The following is a 22,420-nucleotide window of genomic DNA, read 5'->3' on the forward strand; positions in this document are numbered from 1 at the left end:
ACCTAGGGGAAAGTGAGGGAATTGTGATCGAGACCACACGCGAGGTGGATCCTGAACTCGCCTGTCCGATAGCCCCCGTCGTGGATATCGTGTTCAGCCGGTGGACCACGCCGATTCTCTGGACGCTCAACGAATTCGGCCGGCAACGATTCGTGGAGCTCGAGCGGCGGATCACCACCATCACACCGAAGGTGATGACCCAGCGGCTGCGTCAACTCGAGCGGGACGGCCTCGTCGTGCGCACCTACTATGCAGGGGTCCCGCCGCGGGTCGACTACGAGATCAGTGAACTGGGCCGGAGCTTGGCGCCGCTGTTCGCGACCCTGGCCGAGTGGTCGGTCAACCTGGACAAGGTCGAGGAAGCGCGACGGGCGTATGACGCCCGGAAGAAGAGCGTCTAGTCCCGGCTGGACGACTATCCGAAGGTCCGCTTCGTACCGGGACGGTGGCACTGCTACTTCGTCGGCCGTTGGGGCCTCGCTCGGAGCGGGCAGGGGACCGAAGCCCGGCCCGGCCTCGGATGGTGGGGGTAGGGGAGTGGTGCCACGTCGGCGCCCAGGCGTGTCGATGGCTACCGGCCATGCAGGTCCGCCCATCTCAACGCAGGAGCCAACGGCGCGGACCCAACCCCAACAGAGCTCCTTGTAGCATATTAAGAAGGATACGTAGATATGCGCATCTACATATGTAATCCTTACTCATCGCTTACCTCCTGTCTCAAACCAACAACCCAAAAACCAACAACGGAAAGGGAAGGCCCGCCCGAGCTCCGCGCTCGGGCGGCTGTCACGTCGACCGTGGCCCGCTGCCACGATGGGACAGCAGGCCACGGATAGTTCAGCCGACCGATTTGGCGAGCAGTTCGCCGATCCGGCTCTCGTCGGCCGGGGTGAGTCCGGTCAGCGCGAAGGCGGTCGGCCACAGGGCTCCGTCGTCCAGGTTGGCCGAGTCGTTGAAACCGAGGGTGGCGTAGCGGGCCTTGAACTTGGCCGCGCTCTGGAAGAAGCAGACGACCTTGCCGTCCTTGGCGTAGGCCGGCATGCCGTACCAGAGCTTCGGGGACAGCGCCGGTGCGCTGGCCTTGACGAGGGCGTGGATCCGTTCGGCCAGAGCGCGGTCGTTCTCCGACATCTCCGCGATCTTGGCGAGCACGTCGCCTTCGCCGTCGGCCTTGGCGGCGCGGGAGCCGCGGCGTGCCGCGGTCTTCAGCTCCTGCGCGTGCTCCTTCATCGCGGCCCGCTCCTCGGCGGAGAACGCGACGGTCGCGGTGTTCTTCGTGGCGGTGCGGGCAGTGTTCTTCTGCGTGGTCATTTCCGGTTCCTCCGTGAATGTGTCGGGCGGGGTGGGGCGAGGCGGCGAATGCGGCGGGTCAGCGGTCCTGGATGAGGCCCAGCACATTGCCGTCGATATCGGTGACGGTGGCGACCAGGCGGCCCGCGCCGACATCGCGGACGGGTTCGCGCACGGTGGCGCCCGCAGCGGTGACCGCGGCGAGTTTGGCCTCGATATCGGGTACGTGCCAGTACGCCACCGGGGTGGTCATACCCTGGGGACCGCCGCCGGGCACCAGTCCGATGTGCTGGCCGCCGGTGTCGAAGCCGACGTAGTAGGTGCCCTTGGTCTGGGGCTGGATGCCGAGCAGTGCGGTGTACACCGCTTCGGCCTTCTCGAGATCGGAGACGGGGTGCAGCACGGTTTTGATCCCGAAGGTGGATTCGGCGGCGCTCATGGTCACTCCTCGTGGGTCGGTGTCGGTGTCGGTGTCGGTGGACACAGGGCCGGGGGCCGTCCCGGCATTCGGTCGGCGATTTCTCGGCCGGTCTGTTCGGTGCGCGTCCATGGCAATTACGTTATGGACGCGCGGCAGCCGGCACATCCGTGCCGACTACGGAACGCACCACGGAGTGAGCACGTAACCGTGCCCCCGTAGCGGTGCGGGGCGGGTACGCGAAGATGGGTGGTGTGTCGAAGCAGAAGGTCGCCGGCGGGATCTCGGACCGGGAAGCCGAAGTCCTGGCCCTGGTGGGGCAACATCGCAGCAATGCCGAGATAGCAGCGCAGCTGTTCATCTCGGTGCGGACGGTGGAAACACATGTGTCCTCGCTGTTGCGAAAGGCCGGCGTCCCCGACCGGCGGGCCCTGGCCGACCGGGCGGCCGATTTCGCGCCCGCCGGACGCGCGAACGAGACCGCTTCGCCGCTGCCTTCGCCGTTGACCTCGTTCATCGGCCGGGCCGGGGAACGCGCCGCATTGCGCGCGGCCGTCATGGCGAACCGTCAGGTGACCGCGCTGGGGCCCGGGGGTATCGGCAAGACCCGATTGGCACTGGCCGTCGCCGCGGATCTGGCCGGTGAGTTCGCCGACGGTGTGTGGTTCGTGGACCTCGTGCCGGTCACCGATGCGGAGATGACGGGCGCGGCTGTGGCGCGGGCGCTGGGGTCGGGTGAGCAGCAGGGCCGGAGTCTCGACGATTCAGTGGTCGCCGCGCTCGCCGATCGGGAAGTGCTGCTCGTGCTCGACAATTGCGAGCATCTGCGGGAAGGTGTGGCGCCGTTCGTCGAACGGCTGCTGGCCCGGTGTCCGGGCGTGACGGTGCTGATCACGAGCCGGGCTCGGCTGGTGGTGCCGTTCGAGCAGGTGTATGTGGTTCCCCCGCTGTCGGTCGGTGAGGTGACCGAGCCCGCGGCGCCCGGGTCGGATGCGGCGGCGCTTTTCCTGGACCGGGCATCCGCGCTGGGTTGGCCGGTGGGTCCGGAACGACTGGAGCGGGTTACCGAGATCTGCCGGCGGCTGGACGGCTCGGCGCTGGCGATCGAGTTGGCGGCCGCGCGGTTGCCCACGCTCGGCTTGGACGGACTCACCGCGAGTCTGGCCGACCCGCTGCGTCTGCTGGTCGGTGGTCGCCGGGCCGATGACCGGCATCGGTCGATGCGGGCGATGCTCGACTGGAGTCAGGCATTGCTGGAGGAGCCGGATCGCTGTCTGCTTCGGCGAGTATCGGTATTCGTCGCGCCGTTCACTGCTGCCGATGCGGTCCGGGTGGCCGGGTACCGGCCGTTGGAGCCGGCGACGGTCGCGGACGGTCTGGCGCGGCTCACCGAGCAGAGCCTGCTGACCGCTGTCATGTCCGGGTCGGGTACTCGGTACCGCGTGCTGACGACGATCCGGCAGTACGAGTCGGAGCAGCTCGATGAGGCCGGTGAGCGCTCGGAGGTGCTGGCCCGGCATCTGCTCTGGTGCACGGAATCCGGTGCGGCGCTGGCGCGCGGGTTGCCGGATGTCACGGGTGGGTGGCGCGCCGGTTTCGATGCGGTGGCCGACGATATGCGTGCGGCCCTGGGATGGGCGGAAAGGCAGCCCGCGCACCGGGTCCTCGCGTACGAGCTGGCGTTGTCGCTGGCGGAGCTGGCTTTCGCCCGGAATCTGGTCGGTGAGTCCCAGCGCCGTTACGAGCAGGCCGCGGCTCTCGCCGCCGATCCGGGGACGGCAGTGTCGGCGTTGCGGTCGGCTGCGGCGACGGCCGGTTGCCGGATGGACGGTGCGGGCATGTTCCGCCTGTACCGGGCGGCCGCGGAGACCGCTCGGGACGCCGGCGACGCGGCGGGGGCTGCGACGGATCTGGCGACGGCCGCGATCACCGTCTACCGGATGTCGGACACGTTCGCCGAGTCGCCGCCGACGGATATCGCCGCGCTGTTGCTGTCGCAGGCACGTGAGCTGGCCGGTGGGGACGCCACGGCGGAAGCGGCGGTGGCGTTGGCCGAGTGCGGGGTGCCGGCCGATACAGGCGACTCGGGTGTCGGTGGGGACGCGGCTCTGGGCCAGGCCGAGCGTGCGGTCGAGCTGGCGTCGCGGACCGGGGATCGGCTGGTGCGGAGCGCGGCGCTGGACGCGCTCGCGGCGGCGCAGTTGTGGGCCGGTGATACGTTCGCTTCCGCCGCGACGACCAGGCAGCGGGTGGAGTCGCTGGTGGGGGTGCCGGTGTCGCCGGCGAGCGAGCTGGAGCGGGTGAACGCGCTCGCGGAGGCAGCGGAGTCCTGCCTCGGTGTGGGTGATCTGGTGGGTGCTCGACGGTGGGGTGAGCAGTTGCGTGACTTGCCGTTGCTGGCGGAGCGGGGTGATTTCGCGACGTCGCGGTTGCTGGTCGTGGATGCGCTGGCGGGCCGGGTGGATGATGTGCTGGCGGCGGCGAGCCGGTTCTCCGACGCCTGGACGCTTTCCGGGCGTACGCAGGCTCCGACCCTTGCTCCGGCGGCGGCTGCGGTGGCGATGGTTCACGGTTTACGCGGCGACGGTCCGGCGCGGGCCGAGTGGCTGGCGGTTGCCGCCGATCTCGGGGTGGCACGTGAGCAGCAGGTCGCCTACCGCGCGGTGTTCGATGCGGTGGTGTTGCTGCACGAGGGGCGGGCCGCCGAGGCGCTGTCGGGGTTGGTGGCCGACCCGGACGAGATGGATCAGCGGGTCGTGTGGGTGTGGCGGCACTGGTATTTCGCGTTGCGTGCCGAGTCCGCGGTGCTGGCCGGTGATCCGTCGGCGCGGGAGCATCTGGTGACGGCTCGGACGGCGGTGGCCGGTGATCCGGTGGCGGGTGCGATCGTCGACCGCGCCGCTGCGCTGTGGGAGGGCGGTTCCGAGTTGTTGCCGGCGGTGGCGGCCGCTTTCGCGGCGGCGCAGTGCGGGTATCAGCGGGCCCGGACGCTGGTGCTGGCGGGCGGGAGTTCCGCCGAGGCGGGTGCCGCCGGGTTCGCGGTACTCGGCTGCACGGTGCCCTGGGGTCGCTGATGTCGGCGGTGGGCCGGCCCACTGCCTGTCACGGTGCGCTGTTGCCGCCTGTCATATCCGCCATATCCGCGATGCGCGCGACGATGTCCGGATAGCGTTTGGTGTGGGCGCCGCCGTTGAGGTCGATGGCCGCGCCGGTCATCCAGCCTGCGGCGGCGGAGGTGAGGAATCCGATCGTCTGGGCGATATCGCCGGGTGTGCCGGCGCGTCCGAGTGGGGTGTTGTCGATGTATTCCTCGACGAGTCCGGGGACGAGGGTGGCGCCGTGCGTGAGTGGGGTGTGTACGAATCCGGGGTTGACGGCGTTGACGCGGATGCCGCGCGGCGCGAGTTCCATGGCGGCGACTTCGGTGAGCATGAGTACGCCGGCTTTGGCGGAGCAGTAGGCGCCCATCCCGACTCCGGGCTGGCGGCCGTTGAGGGAGGCCACGAGGACGACTGATCCGTTGTCGCGCAGGGCACGGGCGGCTTCTCGGACGGTCAGGAAAGCTCCGGTGAGGCAGACGTCGACGGTGGCTTTCCAGTCGTCGAGGGAGAGGTCGGCGAGGGTGCCGGGCCGGGAGATCCCGGCGCAGTCGACGACGGTGTCGAGGGGGCCGTGTTGTGCGGTGACGGTGTCGAAGAGGGTGCGCATGCTGTTCTCGTCGGTGACCTGTACCTGCTGGGCGCCGGCCCGGCCGCCGAGTTCGGCGGCGCGGGTGGTGGCGGCGTCGCCGTCGAGGTCGGCGATGATGACGGTGTCGCCGCGTTCGGCCAATAGTTGTGCGGTGGCCCAGCCGATTCCGGAGGCGCCGCCGATGATGACCGCGACGGCGTGTTCTGTGCTCATGGGTGTTTCCTCCGTCGGCGTCGGGTCCCGCGGGGCCGGTGCCGGACACCGCTCCGCGGACAATCATCCATACAGGTGTCTAGCAGCCGGGGTGGGTTTTGGCTAGCATGCAGCGATGAGCACGGCCGAACTACGCACGGTGTCCGTCGGTGAGCTGGATTTCGAGGTGTGGGTGCGGCTGGGCGCGGCCGCGGATGTTCTGCTGCTGCACGGTTTCCCGCAGAGCGCGGCGTCGTGGGGGCCGGTGTCGGAACGGCTGGCGCTCCGGGGCGTGGGTTCGTACGCCGTGGAGCAGCGCGGTTATTCACCGGGCGCCCGACCCGCGCAGGTGCATGCCTATGGCCTCCCGGAACTGCGTGCGGATGTGCTGGGCATCTGCGACGCGCTCGGATTGGCACGCCCCCATCTGGTGGGCCACGATTGGGGTGCGATCGTGGCATGGGATGTGGCGGCCCGTCACCCCGATCGGGTCGCGTCGTTGACGGCGGTGTCGGTTCCGCATCCGGCGGCGTTCGCGTGGGCACGGGAGCACGATCCGGTGCAGGCGGAGAAATCGGGGTACATGGATTTCTTCCGGCAGCCGGAGAAGCCCGAGGAACTGTTGCTGGCCGATGATTGTGCCGGGTTGCGGATCGGGTTCGGTGACGCGGTGCCCGCGGATCTGGCGGACCGGCATATCGCCCGGTTGCGGGAGCCGGGCGCGATGACCGCGGCATTGAACTGGTATCGGGCGGCCGGGGATTCGTGGGAGTCGGTTCCGCCGGTCCGGGTGCCGACGACGTTGGTGTGGAGTGATGCGGATCTGGCGGTGGCGCGGGCCGGGGTGGAGCGGACCGCGCTGTATGTGACCGGTCCGTATCGGCTGGTGGTGCTGGAGGGGGTGGGGCACTGGGTTCCCGAGCAGGCGCCGGAGGCGCTGGCCCGGCATGTGCTGGCTCGCGTAGCGGGGTCGTGAGCGGCGCGGTGGGCGCCGGAATGTTCCCATCCGGTTGGATGTTCATCGAACCATTCGCTCCGTGGGAAGGTTCTGTGATGTCCAGTGCTCGTTTTCGTTTCGACGGTAGGACCGCGCTCGTCACCGGCGGTAGCAGCGGTATGGGTCTGGCGACCGCGCGCCGGCTGCTCGACGAGGGCGCGCGGGTGATCATCACCGGTCGCGCCCGGGCGGGTCTGGACGCCGCCGCGGCGGAACTGGACGCCGGTGACCGACTGGTCACCGTACAGGGTGATGTCGCGGATCCGGCCGACCTCGACGCGCTCGTGGATACGGCGCGTTCCCGCTTCGGCCGGCTCGATGTCGTGTTCGCGAACGCCGGGACCGCCGCGTTCCGCCCGGCGCCCGATATCACCGAGGACTACTTCGATCGTGTGGTCGCGACGAACTTCAAGGGTGTTTTCTTCACCGTTCAGAAGACGTTGCCGTTGGTCCCCGATCACGGTGCGATCGTGGTGAACTCGTCGTGGGCGGTGCACCGTGGTGTCCCGGCGGCGGCACTGTATTCGGCGACCAAGGCGGCTGTCCGGAATCTGGCGCAGACGTTGGCCGCCGAACTGGCCCCGCGCCGGATCCGGGTCAATTCGATCAGCCCGGGCTATACCGACACTCCTTCGTATAGGGCCGAGGTCTCGGCGGAGGCACAGGCTGCCGCGATCTCGTCGGTGGCCGCGGCGCGGTTGGGTTCCCCGGCGGATATCGCCGCCGCGGTGGCTTTTCTGGCGTCGGACGAGGCGTCCTATATCAACGGCCAGGATCTCCTGGTGGACGGTGGTCTGATCACCGCGGTCCCCGCGCCCATGGTCTGAATCCTGTCCGCCGCTACCACTTCGGTCGTTTCTCGCCGGTACCGGCCGCCCTCTTACGTCGGTCGACCCACACCGCCTGATCCACAACCCGCGCCACGACACGCCACGATTATCAAATTAGAAATTGTGAGTTCTTTCGATTGCCAGTTTCGGAATCCACTACTCGTCAACGCGCGGTTGACGAGTAGATATCCGTCAACTTAAAGTTGACGAATGGATAGTCAACTGCCGCTACGTGGCGTGATCGCCACTATCGAGCAGGCCCACCCCGGCGACGCCCTCGGACGGCTGTCCGAAGCGACGTCGATCGGGGCGGACTGGTTGCAGGTGGCCGACCGCTTGCTCGACCATTTCGTAGGCCGGGCGCGACGGGCGCGCCTGTCGTGGGCCGAGATCGGCGCCCACCTCGGCGTGTCCAGGCAAGCGGCGCAGCAGCGGTTCGCCGCCCGGGCCGGCGAGAATCCGGAAACCACTCGTCCGGTGCGGGGAGCCCCGTCATGACGCCCCCCGCATCGCGAGGTCCGGTCGATACCGGCCGGCTCGTACTCCATTCCCTGCGCTGTATCGGTCATGCCGGCGTCGCCCGGCTGGCGGCAGTGACGGGGATACCCGAACCTGTGGTCGAAGCGGAGCTGATCGCCCTGTCCGTGAACGGGCTCGTCACGCATTCGAGCGGTGATTTCGGAGGGTGGGGTCCGACTGACGCCGGACGGGTGCTGAACGCCGAACAGATCGCCCACGAGCTGGACACTACGAAAACAGGCGACGCCGTCACCGCGGCGTACCACCGCTTTCTCACCCTCAACCGGGAAATGCTCGACCTGTGTACGGCATGGCAGATGCGATCCGCACACGGGATCGTGACCGCGAACGACCACACCGATCCCGGCTACGACGCCCGCATTCTCGATCGGCTGACCGACCTGGACACGCGCGCGCAGCGCGTCTGCGCGCATCTGTCGGCGGCTCTGCCCCGATTCCGGCGATACGGTCCCCGCCTCGCCGACGCGCTCGCGCGCGCTCGGGCCGGCGAGCCGGAGTACGTGGCAACCGATACCTCGTCGTATCACACAGTGTGGTTCCAGCTGCACGAAGACCTCCTGGTGACCCTGGGCATCCCGAGATTCTGACGATGCGATACATCCACCCGCTGGCCGCGGCGACCGAACAACCGGTGGAAGTCCTGGGCGCCAAGGCGCACGGGCTCATCGAGCTGCGTCGCCTGGGTCTGCCCGTCCCCGCCGGCTTCGTCATCGGCACCGAGGTCTGCCGCGCCTTCCTGCGTGATGGACGCTTTCCCGACGGCTTCCATTCCGAGCTCGCCGCCGCCCTCGCCGGCCTCGAAGCCGCCACCCACCGCAGGCTCGGCGACACCGAAAAGCCGTTGACGGTGTCTGTTCGCTCCGGTGCGGCAGTGTCGATGCCCGGCATGATGGATACCGTGCTCAACCTCGGACTCACCGCCGGGGCCGCACGCGGATTGGCCGCAGAGACCGGCGATCCCGGGTTCGCCCTGGTCACCCGGCTGCGATTCCTGTCGAGCTTCGCGTCCGCCATCGCCGGTGCAGCCGGAACGAACTCCGGTGCGGACCGAGCGATCCACCACACGATCCGAGCTGCCGAGGACATCATCTCGCGGCACGTCGGGCAGCAAGTCCTGCACAGTCCGTTCCGGCAGTTGGAGCTGGCGATCGCCGCGGTGTGTTCTTCCTGGGACACCCCGCGAGCGCGGACATTCCGCGCGATCCACGATCTCCCGCCCGACCGCGGGACAGCGGTGACCGTGCAGGCGATGGTGTACGGGCATCGTGACGACCACAGCGGTGCCGGTGTCGTGTTCAGCCGAAACCCCAACACCGGCGAACCCGTGCCCTTCGGCGATATTCTGTTCGGTGGCCAGGGCGACGAGGTGGTCTCCGGGCGATCGCCGACGCTGCCGCTGCACGAACTGGCCGCGCGGGAGCCGGCCGTATGGTCCTGTCTCGTCGCGGCGCTGGCTCGGGTCGAAGCACATGTCCGCGACTCGTGCTGTCTCGAATTCACCGTCGAAGCAGGCGAATTCTGGATCCTGCAGGTCCACCGCGGCAAAATGGCCGCCGGCGCCGCAGTCCGTACCGCGGTGGATCTGGCCGGCGAAGGACTCATCGACCAGCGGGAGGCGCTGTTGCGAATCACCACGCAGCAGCTTCGGCACGCTCGTACCCCGCGAATGGTTCTCGACAGCCCGGAAGACTTCCTCGGCCGCGGACTGGGCGCCTGCCCGGGCGTCGCGGTCGGCCGCATAGCGACCTCCGCCGGCGCCGCGGTCCGCATGGCCGCCGCCGGCCCGGTCATCCTGGTGCGGCCCGATACCTCCCCGCACGATATGCCCGGTCTCGCGGCCGCCGCCGGAATCCTCACCACCCGCGGCGGACCCGCCTGCCACGCCGCCGTCGTCGCCCGGGCCCTGGGCAAACCCGCCGTTGTGCGGGTCACCGGCCTCTCGGTCGACGCCACGTCGATACGAACACCGGGGAACACCTTCCCCGAAGGCACCCTTATCGCCATCGACGGGACCACTGGTGAGGTCACCGCCGGTAGCCCGCGCATCCACACCCCCGCGACCGACCCTCACCTGCATCGACTACTCGAATGGGCCGACCGGGTATCCGGCGATCACAGCCCGCGTGAGGACACCGAACGCCTCGCCGCCGCGCACTCCGTGCTCCTCGGCAGCGCCGGACCGGGCGGATCCACTGCTCGGTCCCGGTTCCGCGCCGGACGATGAGATCGGCGACACCTTTCGAAGATTCGGTCCATTCCGAAACGCAGCGCGTGTGTCGGGCTGATCGCCGAGTCGCACTCGCCGCCGCTCCCACACCGGGATGGACACCGCCGATACGAGTACGGGGTCCGGTGAACTGGCCAGTTCACCGGACCCCGTCCCGGCCGGCTCCGGTTACCGGGCGATCGCCCGGCCGGAGGCCCGGCTCTGTTAGAACTGGCGCATCTGCTGGCGAACCTGGTGGAACTGCAGCTCCCACTGCATGGCGCGATCCTGGGAGCGGCTGGACTGATCCTCGGCCTGCTGCGCGAGCTGGGCGGCCTGGTCCGACTGGTCCTGGGCCGACTGACAGCGCTGAGCGGCCTGGTTGGCCTCGCTCTGGGCCTGCTGGGCCTGAGCCTGGGCCCGATCGGCCTCGCTCAGCGCCTGCTGCGCCTGGTTCTGCGCCTGCATCGCCTGCTGCCGGGCCTGCTGCGCCTGGTTGTTGGCCTGGTTGGCCTGGCTCTGCGCGATCTGCGACTGGTGCTGGACCTGGCGGGCCTGCTGCTGCACCTGCCGGGCGATGTTCTGTGCCTGCTGCGCGTACTGCCGCGCGTTCTGGCATTCCTGCCGGATTTCATCCAGGCCCATGCGCAGCATGTCCAGGCTCTGGATTTCCTGCTGACTGCTTCCGTTGCTGGAACGGGTGGCAGTGCTGGTTTCTTGCGCCATCTGAGCATCCTTCCAAAGGGGGGTTTGAAACGGACTGACTCGTGGAGCGCTCATATCCTCGCACAGTCGGGCGCGGGACCAGAGGTCGCGTTCGGAGAAAAATTGGCGGGAAAAGCCCAGCTCGGGCGGTATATCGCGGTTATCGGACGTGACCCCCGCGTGACGCCGACCGATATGCGCACCCGCGACATCGGCGGATGCCATACCGAGACCTCTCCGTCACACGGACCGCCACCGGGCTCGTGGTCAGAGCCCGAGTTTGGTGACCGCGTTGTCGGCGAGCGGATCGGCCGTGCGGATGTAGCGGTGCACGGTGCGCGGGTTGCTCCATCGGCCCTGCCGCATGATCTCGCGGTCGGCGGCGCCACCGAGGGCGGCCTGGGTGGCGAATCCGGCGCGCAGCGAATGACCGGAGAACAGGGCGGGATCGAGGCCCGCGCGCGCCGCGTAGCGTTTGACGAGCTCGGCGACCGCTCGCCCGGACAGTGCGGTGGCGCCGAGCCCGCCGTGCCGGTTGATCGCGGGGAGCAGGGGTTGGTCGGGCCGCAGCCGCGGATCGGGGTGGTAGCCGTGGCAGCGGTGGATCCGCGGGTCCGCGGCGGGTAGTTGCTCGACCCAGGGGCGCAGGTTCGCCGGGTTCTCGGTGTGCACGGCCAGCATTCGCATCCAGTCGGCGCAGGCACAGACGGGACAGGTGTGGGCCTGACGGCCGCGCGGGAGCGCGACATGTTGTTCGGTGATGCCGGTGGGGTCGGTTTTGGTGGTGGGCAGGTGGATCAGCAGCAGCGGTTCCCCGGTGCCGTGGTCGGTCCCGAAGTGGATATCGGCGAGCCGTAGACCGGCGAGTTCGCTGCGGCGCAGGGCCCCGGCGAAACCGAGGAGCAGCAGCAGTGTGTCCCGGCGGCGGGCGGGTTCGCCGGGCCAGCCGGGTGCGGGGAGGCCGTCGAGGAGTTCGCCGAGGGTGTGCAGCAGGATCGGTCGTTTGCGGTTGGGCCGGCTGCGGCGGGTGCGGCGGATACCGCGCAGGGTGAGGCGGACGACGTCGCTGCGGGTGGGTGCGGCCAGTCCGTTGGCGGCGTGCACGGCGGCGATGGCGGCGGACTTACGTTCCAGCGTGGCCGGACTATAGGCGTGGCGTCCGTCGGGTGTGCGGGCGTCCGCGGCGGCGGCGAGGTAGACGGCGATATCGAGGGGGTCGGCGGGGAGTGCGCATCGGTTCTCGGTGGCGCACCAGGCGGCCCAGGCGATCCAGTCGGTGCGGTAGGCGCGCAACGTGTTCGGGGATTGGGAGGCGGTGAGGTAGCGGCCGAGCGCGGTGGCCTGTTCGCTGTCGAAGCGTTCCCGGACCTGTCGCAGAGCGGCGGTGTCGACGAGGACGCTGGTGACGCCGCGCCGGAGTTCGGTGCGGACGGTGTCGGGTAGCGCGAGATCGGTGTCGTATTCGGTCACGGTCATTCCCTCGGTAATTACGTTACGTAATCTGTTTGGTTTGCAGTAACGAAACGAAACGTATTGTGTGCCGGATGGTCTCGCCGCAGTCTACCGTCCTAACCTCCGATAATGTTCACTTATCGGAGGTTAGGGCTTTCGGGCCGTTCGAAGCGCCACCGACGGCTCATCCGATTACGTTTCGTGTAAATACGTAGTTCCCCAACGAAACAACGCTACGATTCCCCGGTGCCTACCGTCTGTAACTACCCCGGCTGCACCCGCCCCCTCGCCAAGCCCACCGGCCCCGGCCGGCCCTCGGAATACTGCGACCTCCCGGACCACACTCGCTGGCGCGCATGGCGCGAACGCCAGCGCCTCCAGCAGGAAGGGGAGTCATCAACCGAAAACGTCACTGTGACACCTGCTAAGGGTCCGGTGACCACCGCGCGACTCCGCGCCGATGAACTGCTCACCCAATTCCGCACCCTCGCCGACCAACTCGGTGCGACCCTTTCCGCCGCTGTCACCGAAATGAACACCCTCGCCGACCCGGCCGCCGCCGAAGCGCAGGTCCAGGCGGTGCAAGCCGATGCCGCCCGCCGTATCGCCGAAGCCGACATGGCCGCCGCCGCAGCCGAACAGTCACGACGCGACGCCTACGACGCCCGCACGCGGGCCGAAGAAGCCGCCGAGGATGCCGCGCGGGCGGCCGACGACGCGGAAGCGCGCATCGCCGAATCGGATTCCCGCACCGCCGCGGCCGTACGGGACCGCGACGAAGCCCTCCGCGAAGTCGAGAAGGTCACCGCCCGCGCCGCCGACGATATCTTCGCGGCGCGTAGCGCGGCCGAGGACGAGATCCGCACCGCCCGCGCGGAATCAGAACAGCAGCAGCAACATCTACGTGAGCACTGCGACCAGGAGATGGCACGGGCCCGGCGCGCTGCCGACACCGAAATCGAGCGGATGCGACGGGAATGCGCCCAGCGTGAATCCGCCGCGGCGGCCGAACGCGATCTGGCCGTCCAGCGCGCCGCCGATATCGAGCGCGCCCTGGAACGTGCGGAACAGTCCGCCGCCGAACGGGCCCAGACCGCCCAGGAGATGCGATCCGAACTGCAACGCCTGCGCGCGGACACCGACACCCTGCGCACCGAGCTCGCCGAGGTACGCCGCAACGCCGCCGCGGATCTCGCCGCCGCCCACGCCGAAGCAGGAGATCGGCTGGAGAAGGCACGCGCGGAGGCCGCGCAGCGGATGGAGGCCCTGGAGCACGCCCGCGCCCAGACCCTGGCTCGCGCCGAACGCGCCGAACGTCAGCTCGACGATCTCCTCGCCGACCGCGGCACCCGGCCACCGGTCACGCCGGTATCCGCCGGCGACGCCGTCTGACGTAGCACAATCTGCGGTATGGCTCTCATCCACCGCACGACCATGGCACCGTCGAAATTGGAGTTGCTCGGCCGCTGGCTCCCGAGCCGCCCGTGGTATTCGGGCCCGGGGAGAGCGGAGGACCTGCAACGGGTCGGCGGGTTCCGGCTCGACGACCCGGCCGGGGCGGTAGGAATCGAGTTCCTGGTGGTGACCGATACCGGGGGCGCCGAGCCCATCACCTACTTCCTGCCGCTGAGTTATCGGGACGCGCAGTTCGACGCCGACCCCGACGCGCTGCTCGGTACTGCGGAGCACGGGGTACTGGGTACCCGCTGGATCTATGACGGCACCCGGGACCCGGTGGCCGTCGATCGGATGGTGGCGCTTCTGGCCGGCGGCGCGCGGGCCCAGCACGGCACCGAGAGCGATACCCCGGACCTGAGCGTGCTGGTCGCCGCCGCCGACCTCCCGGCGGCCGGCTCGGCGCCGATATCGGCCGCGGAGAATCCGGTGGGCACCGATATCACCGTCGCCGACGGGCAACTCCGGGTGCATCGTGTGCTGGGCCGCTCGGAGCCGGTCCTGCGGTCCGGGCAGGTGGTCGTGCCGTGGACCGCGCCCGACGGCAGCACCGTGCGCAGCGTGGTCCTGTCGGAACTGCGCTGACAGCGTCACCGGGACGGGGTGGTGCCCCTGCCCCCCCGGCGGAGCGCGCCCCGTCTCGGTGCGTACTTTTCCTGCCTGCTACATGCGCAGCGGCAAACCGGCTTCCGTACGCGCCACCCGATCTGCGTGGACGATATGCGCGCGTTCGAGCAGCGCGATGAGTTCGGCTTCGCCCTCCCGGATCTGCCGGGTGTATTTGCGCGGCAGCGCGGCGATCGTGTTCTCTTCGGCGGTCATCTTCGCGTAGGTACGTTCGCGCAGCGTCTGGTCGGCTTCGTAACCGAGATCGAGATAGCGGGTGGCGTGCCGGCGGGCGTTGGCGACCGCGGTCTGGGCGCGTCCGGCCGGGCTGAGCAGGGAGGCCGCTACGGTCACCAGGAGGACGACGACGATCAGCCCCAGTGAGGCGGCGGTGGATATCTCGGTGACCGGTACCGGTTCCCCGTGGTTGATGAACGGCACAGTGTTCCGGTGTAGCGCGTGCAGGACGAGTTTGACCCCGATGAAGGCAAGGATGGCGGCCAGGCCGAAACCGAGGTATATCAAGCGGTCCAACAGTCCTTCGAGCAGGAAGAACAGTTGGCGCAGCCCGAGCAGGGAGAACGCGGTGGCGGTGAAGACGAGGAAAACGTTCTGGGTGAGGCCGAAGATGGCGGGGATCGAATCCAGCGCGAACAGGACGTCGGTGCCGCCGATGGCGATCATGGCCAACAGCATCGGGGTGAGCCGGCGCCGCCCGTCGATGACGGTGACCAGTTTGTCGCCGTCGTAGCTGTCGGTGGTGTGCAGGAGCCGGCGGGCCAGGCGCAGCACGACAGTACCCCCGGAATGGCTGTCCTCGCTTTCCGGTTTCAGCATGTTCCCGGCGGTGATCAGCAGCGCGGCGCCGAATACGTAGAAAACCCAGGCGAAACGGTTGATGAGGGTGGCGCCGACGAAGATGAATCCGGTGCGGACCACCAGCGAGAACACGATGCCGACCAGCAGCACTTTCTGCTGTGCCGCGCCGGGTACCCGGAAGGTGGTCAAGATGATGAGGAACACGAACAGGTTGTCCACCGACAGGGCTTTTTCGGTGATGTATCCGGCGAAGTATTCGACGCCCATGGTCGGACCGCCGAAGATCCACACCGCGAACCCGAACAGGACGGCGATACCCACGTAGGCGGCCGACCAGATCGCGGCCTCGATCAGCGACGGCGTGTGTGCGGTGCGGACGTGGAAGAAGAAGTCGAACAGCAGCAGGCCCGCGATCAGTGCGAGTGCGCACGCCCATGCCAGCGCGGGAACGGTCACCTCGGCCTCCTGACGGGTCGTCGCGTGGTGGGGTTGGGGCGACTGTAGCTCCGGAACCGTGTGTCGGCGGGCCGGTGCAGGTGGCGTCGGGGAGGTCGGGGCCGCGGCGACGTCAGGGGGCTGAACGGACACTCCCGGCAACCGTGCGGCGATCCGGGGTCCGGACCCATATCATTTTGCTATGCCACCCTACGAGGAAGCGGACGCCGCTCCGGTGTTCGGTCGCGGTGTCCGCCAGACGGTGCTGGCGATGGGGGTCTGTTCGGTGGTGATCGGGTTGGCCACGGTGATCTGGCCGGATAAATCCTTGGGCACGGTCGGCAACCTGTTCATGTTCTCGCTGCTCTGCAGCGCGGTGACCCTGGCCACGGTGGCATTCGGGAGCCGGTTGGGCCGGTTTCCGCGGGTACTGCTGCTGGTGGCGGCGCTGGCGTCGCTGGTGACCGCGACCCTGTGCTTCCGGGCGGGCGATTGGACGCTGCTGCTGGCCATGTGGCTGGGGCTGGCGTGGGCGGTGCGGGGAATCGCGCACGCGGTGGCGGGGGTGTGGGATGACGAGGAGATCACCGGCAGCGGAAAACAGGAAGTGTTCGGTCTGGTGACGCTCACCGCGGGTTTGGTGGTCGCGATCGCGCCGTTCGACGATATCGCGACGCTGGCGCTGGTCGCGGGGTGTTGTATCACCGTTTTCGGGGTGCTGGAGGTGTGGACCGCGGTCCGTTCACCGGCGGCGGTACGCGGCGCGGAAGCGGATTCACCGACCCCGGACGAGCATTTGACGACGGTGATCGCGAGCGCCGGAGGTTCCGGGGGACGCACCCGCGACTGAGACGCCGGAAGGGCCCCGGTTTCGTTACTCTTCCCGGTATGGCGATCATTTCGAGCCATCGGATCATGCGCCTGCGGGCTCTCATCGAGCACCCCAACACCGGCGCCGACGAGCGCGCGACCGCGCAACGCATGCTGGACCGGATGCTGGACCGCTCCGGCTATTCGGCGACCGGTGATCGCACCTACGGTGATCGCCATCATCGGGTCGGTAAACATGCCGATCTGCCGTCGGTGGCGGAGATGATCCGTGCCGATATCGCATTGGGCCGCATCATGTTCGCTCCGCAGACCCGGTTCGGTGAACCGGCGGTCCGTGATCCGCTCGGTGACGCGCCGGTCCAGATCGTGATCACCGTGGATCTGCCGCACCACGGGTGCATCGACATCACCATCGACAATGTGCCCCGGGATTGGGGGTGGGTGATCGAGGACGGGATCGAATGCGTGAGCCCGCAGTTGCAGGAGCTGGCGACCGAACTGGCCGACATCATGAACGGTTACAACTTCGACGGCAGTGATATCGCCAAACGCTTCTTCGGCCGGGTGCGGATCCCGGATTTCACCCTGGTCTGGTAGCGGCGGCGTCAGGAGACGCAGAATTCGTTGCCTTCGGGATCCAGCATGACCCACCAGTGTCCGGCGGGGCCCTGATCCACTTCCCGGACGCGGGTCGCACCGAGCCGTTCGAGACGGGCTACCAGTTCGTCGAGGCCGCCCGGGGTGCTGTGGATATCGATGTGCAGCCGGTTCTTCACGGTTTTGGTTTCGGGGACGTCCTGGAACAGCAGTCGTCGGCCCTGGCCGATACCGGTGAAGGGGTCGAACGGGTCGTCCGGGTGGCGGACCGCGGCCAGGCCGCGGAAGGTTTTGCGGCCACCGTGTTCGGTGACGGCGCCGGGATCGAGGCGGCCGGCGGTGAGCAGCTGGTCGATGAGCGCGCTCTGGTCTTCCGGTTCGTATTCCAGGGCCGCGGCCCAGAAGTCGGCGATGGCGGGTGCGTTCGCGCTGTCGATGACGAGTTTCCAACCCAAAGTCATGTAACCAGTTATAGTGGTTACATGACCTCTGGTGCAAGCCCCGGCCTGACGCTGCGCTCCCGTACCGGCGTCGACTACCACTTCGACCCCGGTGCACTGTGCCTGGAACTGCTGCCCACCGGCGGCCCCGGCCCGTACCGCGTCTACGAGATCCTGCACACCCCCGCCGACCTCGTCACCTGGGCCGGCCGATCCCGGCTCACCCCCACTCCCGAACTCACGATCACCGCGGCCGAGGTCGCCGCCGCACGTCATCTCCGCGACACCCTCTTCGAGATCACCCGCGGCCACTCCCACGGTGAACCGTCCACCGCCCGCGACCTGGACGTGCTGAACGACTTCGCCGCCGCGGCACCGCTGATCCCCCGGATCACCGCCGCCGGTGCCCGCGCCTGGACCCCGGGCACCGGCACCGCACTGCTGTCGACCGTGGCCCGCGACGCGATCGACCTGCTCACCGGGCCGCACGCCGGCCGAATCCGGACCTGCTCGGCCGCCGACTGTCAGCTCATCTACGTCGATACCTCGCGGCCCGGCCGCCGCCGGTGGTGCTCGATGGAGCACTGCGGCAACCGCAACAAAGTACGCGCGCACCGCGCCCGCACCCCAGAGAAAGAAGGATGACACCATGCCCACCGGACTCACCGCGGACGCGGGCTGGCAGATCGGCGTCTCCCGTACGCTGCCCCAGCCGCCGGATATCGTCTGGAGCCACCTCACCGGCGCGGCGGGTCTGGCCTGCTGGCTGGGCCCCGGCGCCTATCCCACCTTCGTGCCCGGCGCGCAATACCGCACCGACGCCGGGGTGACCGGCGAAATACGCAGCTACCGTCCCGGTGAACGCATCCGCCTCACCTACGGCCCGACCACCGTGCAGGTCACGCTCACACCGGTGACCGGGCACCGGACCCGCGTGCGTTTCCATCAGGAGCGGATGTCGAGCGCCGCCCAGCGTGAACAGCGGCGGGCGCATTGGCAGCAGGTCATGGACGAGCTGGCCGCCGCCCTGGACGCGTTGCGCCCCGGATCAGCCGGCGGCGACCTCGATACGCGGTGAATGGGTGACCGGAAAGTTCACCGACGCCGCGATAAAGCATTTCGCATGGGCGGCGCGGTGCAGTTCCCGCGCCCGGCCGGCCATCTCCGCGGCCGCCACGGTGACCACCGGGCGCAACTCCACCCCGGTGAAACGGCCACCGCCGTCACTGTCCTCGGCCATGGTCCCCACCGCGTCGTCCCGGTAATCGAGCACCGTGACCCCGCCGGTCGCACAGAGGTGCAGATACCACAGCAGATGGCATTGGCTCAGCGAGGCGAGCAACAGCAGCTCCGGATTCCAGCGGCTCGCGTCGCCACGGAAGGCCGGGTCGGCCGATCCCGGCAGATCCGGGCGCCCCGCTGCCCGGGATACGTGGGCGCGGTCGTAGGACCGGTAGTCGACCGTCCCTCGTTCACCCGCCCCGGTCCACTCGGTGCGGCATTCGTAACGGTGCGTCTTCCCGGCCATGCCCGTGATCGTCGCGCGTGCCGGGGTCGTTTGTCGAACGCAGAGGTGGCGGTTCAGTCGTTCGATTCGTCCCGCAGATCCAATCCGATCGGAGTGACCGCCGGGATCTCCCCGGAGGCCATGACCGCGCGGGCGAGCGGACGCAGCGTCCGGAGCAGTTCCGTGCGTTCGCCGGCGGTCAGCACCGCGTACGCCGGTGCGGCCGCCGCGTCGGTACGCGCTTCGATCTCGGCCTTCACCGTCCTTCCGCGCTCGGTGGGCCCGTCGTCGCCGGCCAGTCCTTTGCCGCGCAGCGTGGCCAGCCGGTCCGCCCATTCCGCGTCGTCGAAATCCCTGGACACCGTGTAGACCTCGCGTGGAACCCGGTTCGCCAGGGTCTGCAGCACATGTGATTCGCGTCCGTCGATTCCAGCGGCGACCAGCGCGGCGATATGCCCGTCGCCGCGATGCTCCCGCAGCAGTGTCGCCGCGTGCCACAGCCGCGCCACCGGGTCCCGCGGTTCGGGTAGTGCCCGGTTGGCGGCGAACAGCGTCCGCCCTTCCGCCGGCGCCGCGGCCGCCGCCCGCGCCGCCAGTTCGGCCGTCGTCGCGATGTCGGGGCTGTCGGCGAGGTCGCCGAGCTGGCGGCGCAGCGCCGCGGTGGCGCCGTGCTCCCGGGCGGTCAGCGCCGCGTGCGGGGCGGCGAATTCCCATGCGGCAGGCAGGGCGGCGCGCACACGCTCGATGGTGAAGTTGTAGAACAGCGCGTGCACCACTTCGGGCCCCGCCGCGCCGAGCGGGGCGGCGCGACCGGCGAAGTAACCCATCCAGAACCCGCGATACCCTGCCGCTTTCAGTGCCTGCAGCGGTTCGGGTGCGAAGTAGGTGACAGCGTGCAGCGGTTCGAACAGGCGCCAGGCCTGCCGCGCGAAGGCGGGGAGTTCGGTGCTCATGCCGCCACGCTACTGCGCCATGCCTCTGCCGGAGCGAGCGTTCATGCGGGCCACTGGAATTCGGGGTCGCGGCTGTAGTCCAGCCGCCGCTGATCCAATGCCATGGCCACCATCTGCCGGGCTCCCGGCCCGATGATCGTGCGCAGCGGCGGGTCGGACAAGTCCACCAGTTCCAGGACGGCCGCGGCGGCCACCGCCGGGTCGGCATCCACCCACTCGGGCTCCGCGGCCTGCTCGGGTTCGGCCGGGCCGGTGGGCGCGGCGTGCGGGTCGGGATAGTCGGGGGTACCCAGGATAGCGGTGCGCAGGTCGGCGTAGGCGGGGTGCGCGGTGGCGAAACGCATACTGGAGCCGGCCCAGTCGGTGGCGAACCCGCCCAGTTGCGCGATGGTGACGGCGACACCGAAGGGGCGGAGCTCGTCGGCCAGTGCCGCGCTGAATCCTTCCAGCGCCCATTTCCCGGCGTTGTACATGCCGAACAGTGGCATGCTGCCGACCGCGCCGACGGTGGATACCTGCACGATATGACCGCTGCCCCGGGCCCGCAGGTGGGGGAGCGCGGCCTGACAGACCCAGACGGCACCGTAGAAATTGGTGTCCAGCTGGTCGCGGATCTCGGCTTCGCCGAATTCCTCGACCGCACCGACGAGACCGTATCCGGCGTTGTTGACGATGATGTCGAGGGCGCCGGTGACCTCGACGGCCTGCTGCACGGTGGCTTGCACCCGGTCGCGGTCGCGGACGTCGAGCGGTAGCACGGTGAGCCGTTCCTGCGCGAGGTCCGCCAGGGTGTGTGGGTCCCGGGCGGTGCCGATCACATGGTCGCCGTGGGCGAGGGCGGCTTCGGTGAAGGCACGTCCGAGGCCCCGGTTGGCGCCGGTGATGAACCATGTTCTGGTCACGAAGACCCCTTTCAGGAACGAGACGTTGCGTCTCGACAAGAGTGTCAGGCGAACTCGACCTTGTCAAGACGATACGGTCCGTCTCGTGATTATCGTACGAAGACGGGCTGGTTCCGCCCGGCCGCCGCGATCACGGCAGGGGAGTTATGCCCCGACCTCGATATCGACCTCCTGCCGGGTCCGGCCCGGACTCGGTGGTCACTCGGGGCGGGCGGCCCGGCCTCCGCGTCCTTCGACGCCCCCCTGGCCACCGCCTTCGCCTGCCCGCAGCCCCGAACTCTCGGCGACCCGCAGATACGCCGCGGTCAATTCGGCGAGCACGCCATGATCCGGCGCCGGTCGCCGCCGCAGGTGGATATCGCGGAGTTCGCTCATGAACCGCTCCCGCAGTGCCGGACCCCCGTCGGCGAGCAACTGCGCTCGCACGGCCAGCTCCGGAGTGGTGGGTAGCCAGCGCGCGCCCCAGGCGCCCAGCTCGGTGATCACCGGCACCAGTCCGATCGCGGCTTCGGTGAGGTGGTATTCGACCTTCTGTCGATGGGTCGGGTCGTCGTCGCGGGTGAGCAGACCGGCGTCGACGAGTTTGGTCAGCCGCGCGGCGAGCATATTCGACGCGATGCCCTCCATGGACGCGCCGAGCAGTTCCCGGAAGTGGGTGTTGCCGCTGAACATGATGTCGCGCAGCACTATCAGACTCCACCGGTCGCCCAGCAGTTCCATCGTCATATTGATCGGGCAGCCGGATTTTCCCGGCGGCACGGGCAGCACTTCCGGCGAAACTGGTTGCGTCATGAGATCAGTCTAGGTAAGTTCTCAACCGATTGCGGAATACAACCAGTTAGGAATTCAACATGAACCAACTCGTCCGTGTTCAGTGCTTCACCGTCTCCGCCGACGGTTACGGATCCGGGCTCGGCCAGAGCCTGGAACGCCCGTTCGGCCACGCCGATCCGGGCGTCATGATGTCCTGGGCCGGCGCCACCGCCAGCTGGGTCAACCGCACCGATCCCGGCGGGACCCGCGGCCTCGACGACTATCTGACCCGCGATTTCGCCCACAACATCGGCGCCGAAATCATGGGCCGCAACAAATTCGGGCCGCAGCGCGGCCCCTGGGAGAACTACGACTGGCAGGGCTGGTGGGGCGACGAACCCCCGTTCCACACCCCCGTCTTCGTCCTCACCCACCACCCCCGGCCCTCGTTCACCCTCGCCGACACCACCTTCCACTTCCGCGACGCGACCTGCGAAGAAGTTCTGAAGGAAGCACTGGCCGCCGCCGACGGCCGCGATGTGCGCATCGGCGGCGGGGTGGCCACGGTGCGCGAATTCCTCGCCGCCGACCTCATCGACACCCTGCACATCGCGGTGGCGCCGAACGAACTCGGCGACGGTGAACGTCTCTGGGAACGGCCCGAAGAACTCACCGACCGATTTCACCTGGAGCAGATCCCCAGCCCCAGCGGGGTCGTCCACCACTTCTTCTGGCGGCGCTGACCCGGAAACGACGGATCGCCCGGGAATCCGAAGATTCCCGGGCGATCCGCGACCGCGGT

Annotated in this window: 25 protein-coding genes; 14 read left to right on the forward strand and 11 right to left on the reverse strand. The window is 68.9% G+C overall.

What is annotated here, in order from left to right:
• The first annotated feature begins 23 nt into the window (after window positions 1–23).
• Window positions 24–401, forward strand: coding sequence for a winged helix-turn-helix transcriptional regulator (locus IG75_RS0104715; RefSeq protein ID WP_030519906.1), 378 nt, complete (start codon window positions 24–26; stop codon window positions 399–401).
• 436 nt (window positions 402–837) lie between these two features.
• Here IG75_RS0104715 and IG75_RS0104720 read toward each other — a convergent pair whose 3' ends face one another.
• Both IG75_RS0104720 and IG75_RS0104725 read right to left on the reverse strand, forming a co-directional pair.
• The gene (locus IG75_RS0104720; protein ID WP_030519907.1) at window positions 838–1,311 is read right to left on the reverse strand and encodes an iron chaperone; all 474 of its coding nucleotides are present in this window, start codon (window positions 1,309–1,311) and stop codon (window positions 838–840) included.
• A gap of 58 nt (window positions 1,312–1,369) precedes the next feature.
• Window positions 1,370–1,729 (reverse strand): VOC family protein, encoded by a 360-nt coding sequence (locus IG75_RS0104725; RefSeq protein WP_030519908.1) that lies wholly within the window; start codon window positions 1,727–1,729, stop codon window positions 1,370–1,372.
• A 233-nt stretch (window positions 1,730–1,962) separates the two neighbouring features.
• Between IG75_RS0104725 and IG75_RS0104730 the strand changes: the two genes are divergently transcribed.
• On the forward strand, window positions 1,963–4,782 hold the full coding sequence (locus IG75_RS0104730) for an ATP-binding protein (RefSeq protein ID WP_245713084.1): 2,820 nt from the start codon (window positions 1,963–1,965) through the stop codon (window positions 4,780–4,782).
• A gap of 28 nt (window positions 4,783–4,810) precedes the next feature.
• Here IG75_RS0104730 and IG75_RS0104735 read toward each other — a convergent pair whose 3' ends face one another.
• Window positions 4,811–5,611: an SDR family NAD(P)-dependent oxidoreductase gene (locus IG75_RS0104735; RefSeq protein WP_030519910.1), complete on the reverse strand. Its 801-nt coding sequence runs from the start codon at window positions 5,609–5,611 to the stop codon at window positions 4,811–4,813.
• Between the two features lie 115 nt (window positions 5,612–5,726).
• Here IG75_RS0104735 and IG75_RS0104740 point away from each other — a divergent pair, with 115 nt between their 5' ends.
• The 5 genes from IG75_RS0104740 to IG75_RS0104760 all read left to right on the forward strand — a co-directional run bounded on the left by IG75_RS0104740 (window position 5,727) and on the right by IG75_RS0104760 (window position 10,181).
• Window positions 5,727–6,566 carry an alpha/beta fold hydrolase gene (locus IG75_RS0104740; protein WP_030519911.1) on the forward strand — a complete coding sequence of 280 codons (840 nt, stop codon included), beginning with the start codon at window positions 5,727–5,729 and terminating at the stop codon, window positions 6,564–6,566.
• Between the two features lie 77 nt (window positions 6,567–6,643).
• Window positions 6,644–7,414, forward strand: a complete 771-nt coding sequence (locus tag IG75_RS0104745) for an SDR family NAD(P)-dependent oxidoreductase (RefSeq protein WP_030519912.1) — start codon at window positions 6,644–6,646, stop codon at window positions 7,412–7,414.
• Window positions 7,415–7,627: 213 nt separating this feature from the next.
• Complete coding sequence (locus IG75_RS36055; protein WP_156058639.1) at window positions 7,628–7,915, forward strand: hypothetical protein; 288 nt, start codon at window positions 7,628–7,630, stop codon at window positions 7,913–7,915.
• Entirely contained in the window at window positions 7,912–8,544 is a 633-nt protein-coding gene (locus tag IG75_RS0104755) for a hypothetical protein (RefSeq protein ID WP_030519914.1), read from the forward strand. The genes IG75_RS36055 and IG75_RS0104755 overlap by 4 nt, the downstream gene beginning before the upstream one ends.
• Window positions 8,545–8,546: 2 nt before the next feature.
• Window positions 8,547–10,181, forward strand: a complete 1,635-nt coding sequence (locus tag IG75_RS0104760) for a pyruvate, phosphate dikinase (protein ID WP_051714209.1) — start codon at window positions 8,547–8,549, stop codon at window positions 10,179–10,181.
• Window positions 10,182–10,388: 207 nt separating this feature from the next.
• Here IG75_RS0104760 and IG75_RS0104770 read toward each other — a convergent pair whose 3' ends face one another.
• Together IG75_RS0104770 and IG75_RS0104775 are read right to left on the reverse strand one after the other, a co-directional pair.
• Entirely contained in the window at window positions 10,389–10,889 is a 501-nt protein-coding gene (locus IG75_RS0104770; protein WP_030519916.1) for a hypothetical protein, read from the reverse strand.
• 246 nt (window positions 10,890–11,135) lie between these two features.
• Window positions 11,136–12,338 carry a tyrosine-type recombinase/integrase gene (locus IG75_RS0104775; RefSeq protein ID WP_245713083.1) on the reverse strand — a complete coding sequence of 401 codons (1,203 nt, stop codon included), beginning with the start codon at window positions 12,336–12,338 and terminating at the stop codon, window positions 11,136–11,138.
• A 417-nt stretch (window positions 12,339–12,755) separates the two neighbouring features.
• On the opposite strand from IG75_RS0104775, the gene IG75_RS0104780 reads away from it, so the two are divergent.
• Together IG75_RS0104780 and IG75_RS0104785 are read left to right on the forward strand one after the other, a co-directional pair.
• Window positions 12,756–13,712 carry a coiled-coil domain-containing protein gene (locus tag IG75_RS0104780; protein WP_081876631.1) on the forward strand — a complete coding sequence of 319 codons (957 nt, stop codon included), beginning with the start codon at window positions 12,756–12,758 and terminating at the stop codon, window positions 13,710–13,712.
• A gap of 18 nt (window positions 13,713–13,730) precedes the next feature.
• Window positions 13,731–14,360 carry a maltokinase N-terminal cap-like domain-containing protein gene (locus IG75_RS0104785; RefSeq protein WP_030519919.1) on the forward strand — a complete coding sequence of 210 codons (630 nt, stop codon included), beginning with the start codon at window positions 13,731–13,733 and terminating at the stop codon, window positions 14,358–14,360.
• 78 nt (window positions 14,361–14,438) lie between these two features.
• Here IG75_RS0104785 and IG75_RS0104790 read toward each other — a convergent pair whose 3' ends face one another.
• Window positions 14,439–15,656 (reverse strand): TerC/Alx family metal homeostasis membrane protein, encoded by a 1,218-nt coding sequence (locus IG75_RS0104790; protein ID WP_030519920.1) that lies wholly within the window; start codon window positions 15,654–15,656, stop codon window positions 14,439–14,441.
• A gap of 181 nt (window positions 15,657–15,837) precedes the next feature.
• On the opposite strand from IG75_RS0104790, the gene IG75_RS0104795 reads away from it, so the two are divergent.
• Together IG75_RS0104795 and IG75_RS0104800 are read left to right on the forward strand one after the other, a co-directional pair.
• On the forward strand, window positions 15,838–16,485 hold the full coding sequence (locus tag IG75_RS0104795) for a DUF308 domain-containing protein (protein ID WP_051714214.1): 648 nt from the start codon (window positions 15,838–15,840) through the stop codon (window positions 16,483–16,485).
• Window positions 16,486–16,523: 38 nt separating this feature from the next.
• Window positions 16,524–17,063, forward strand: coding sequence for a hypothetical protein (locus IG75_RS0104800; RefSeq protein ID WP_030519922.1), 540 nt, complete (start codon window positions 16,524–16,526; stop codon window positions 17,061–17,063).
• A gap of 8 nt (window positions 17,064–17,071) precedes the next feature.
• Here IG75_RS0104800 and IG75_RS0104805 read toward each other — a convergent pair whose 3' ends face one another.
• Entirely contained in the window at window positions 17,072–17,524 is a 453-nt protein-coding gene (locus IG75_RS0104805) for a VOC family protein (RefSeq protein ID WP_030519923.1), read from the reverse strand.
• A gap of 21 nt (window positions 17,525–17,545) precedes the next feature.
• Here IG75_RS0104805 and IG75_RS0104810 point away from each other — a divergent pair, with 21 nt between their 5' ends.
• Entirely contained in the window at window positions 17,546–18,148 is a 603-nt protein-coding gene (locus tag IG75_RS0104810; RefSeq protein WP_030519924.1) for a CGNR zinc finger domain-containing protein, read from the forward strand.
• Between the two features lie 4 nt (window positions 18,149–18,152).
• Window positions 18,153–18,581 carry an SRPBCC family protein gene (locus tag IG75_RS0104815; RefSeq protein ID WP_030519925.1) on the forward strand — a complete coding sequence of 143 codons (429 nt, stop codon included), beginning with the start codon at window positions 18,153–18,155 and terminating at the stop codon, window positions 18,579–18,581.
• Here the strand turns inward: IG75_RS0104815 and IG75_RS0104820 are convergent.
• The 4 genes from IG75_RS0104820 to IG75_RS0104835 form a co-directional block, all read right to left on the reverse strand.
• On the reverse strand, window positions 18,552–19,031 hold the full coding sequence (locus IG75_RS0104820; protein WP_030519926.1) for an OsmC family protein: 480 nt from the start codon (window positions 19,029–19,031) through the stop codon (window positions 18,552–18,554). The genes IG75_RS0104815 and IG75_RS0104820 overlap by 30 nt on opposite strands.
• Window positions 19,032–19,084: 53 nt before the next feature.
• Window positions 19,085–19,963: an SCO6745 family protein gene (locus IG75_RS0104825; RefSeq protein WP_030519927.1), complete on the reverse strand. Its 879-nt coding sequence runs from the start codon at window positions 19,961–19,963 to the stop codon at window positions 19,085–19,087.
• Window positions 19,964–20,004: 41 nt separating this feature from the next.
• Complete coding sequence (locus tag IG75_RS0104830; RefSeq protein ID WP_030519928.1) at window positions 20,005–20,865, reverse strand: SDR family NAD(P)-dependent oxidoreductase; 861 nt, start codon at window positions 20,863–20,865, stop codon at window positions 20,005–20,007.
• A gap of 198 nt (window positions 20,866–21,063) precedes the next feature.
• Window positions 21,064–21,657 (reverse strand): winged helix-turn-helix transcriptional regulator, encoded by a 594-nt coding sequence (locus IG75_RS0104835; RefSeq protein ID WP_081876632.1) that lies wholly within the window; start codon window positions 21,655–21,657, stop codon window positions 21,064–21,066.
• Between the two features lie 59 nt (window positions 21,658–21,716).
• Here IG75_RS0104835 and IG75_RS0104840 point away from each other — a divergent pair, with 59 nt between their 5' ends.
• A complete protein-coding gene (locus IG75_RS0104840) occupies window positions 21,717–22,361 on the forward strand; it encodes a dihydrofolate reductase family protein (RefSeq protein WP_030519930.1) in 645 nt (214 codons plus the stop codon).
• Window positions 22,362–22,420: the final 59 nt, after the last annotated feature.

The sequence above is a fragment of the Nocardia rhamnosiphila NBRC 108938 genome (assembly GCF_000720425.1).
Classification (GTDB): Bacteria; Actinomycetota; Actinomycetes; order Mycobacteriales; family Mycobacteriaceae; genus Nocardia; species Nocardia rhamnosiphila.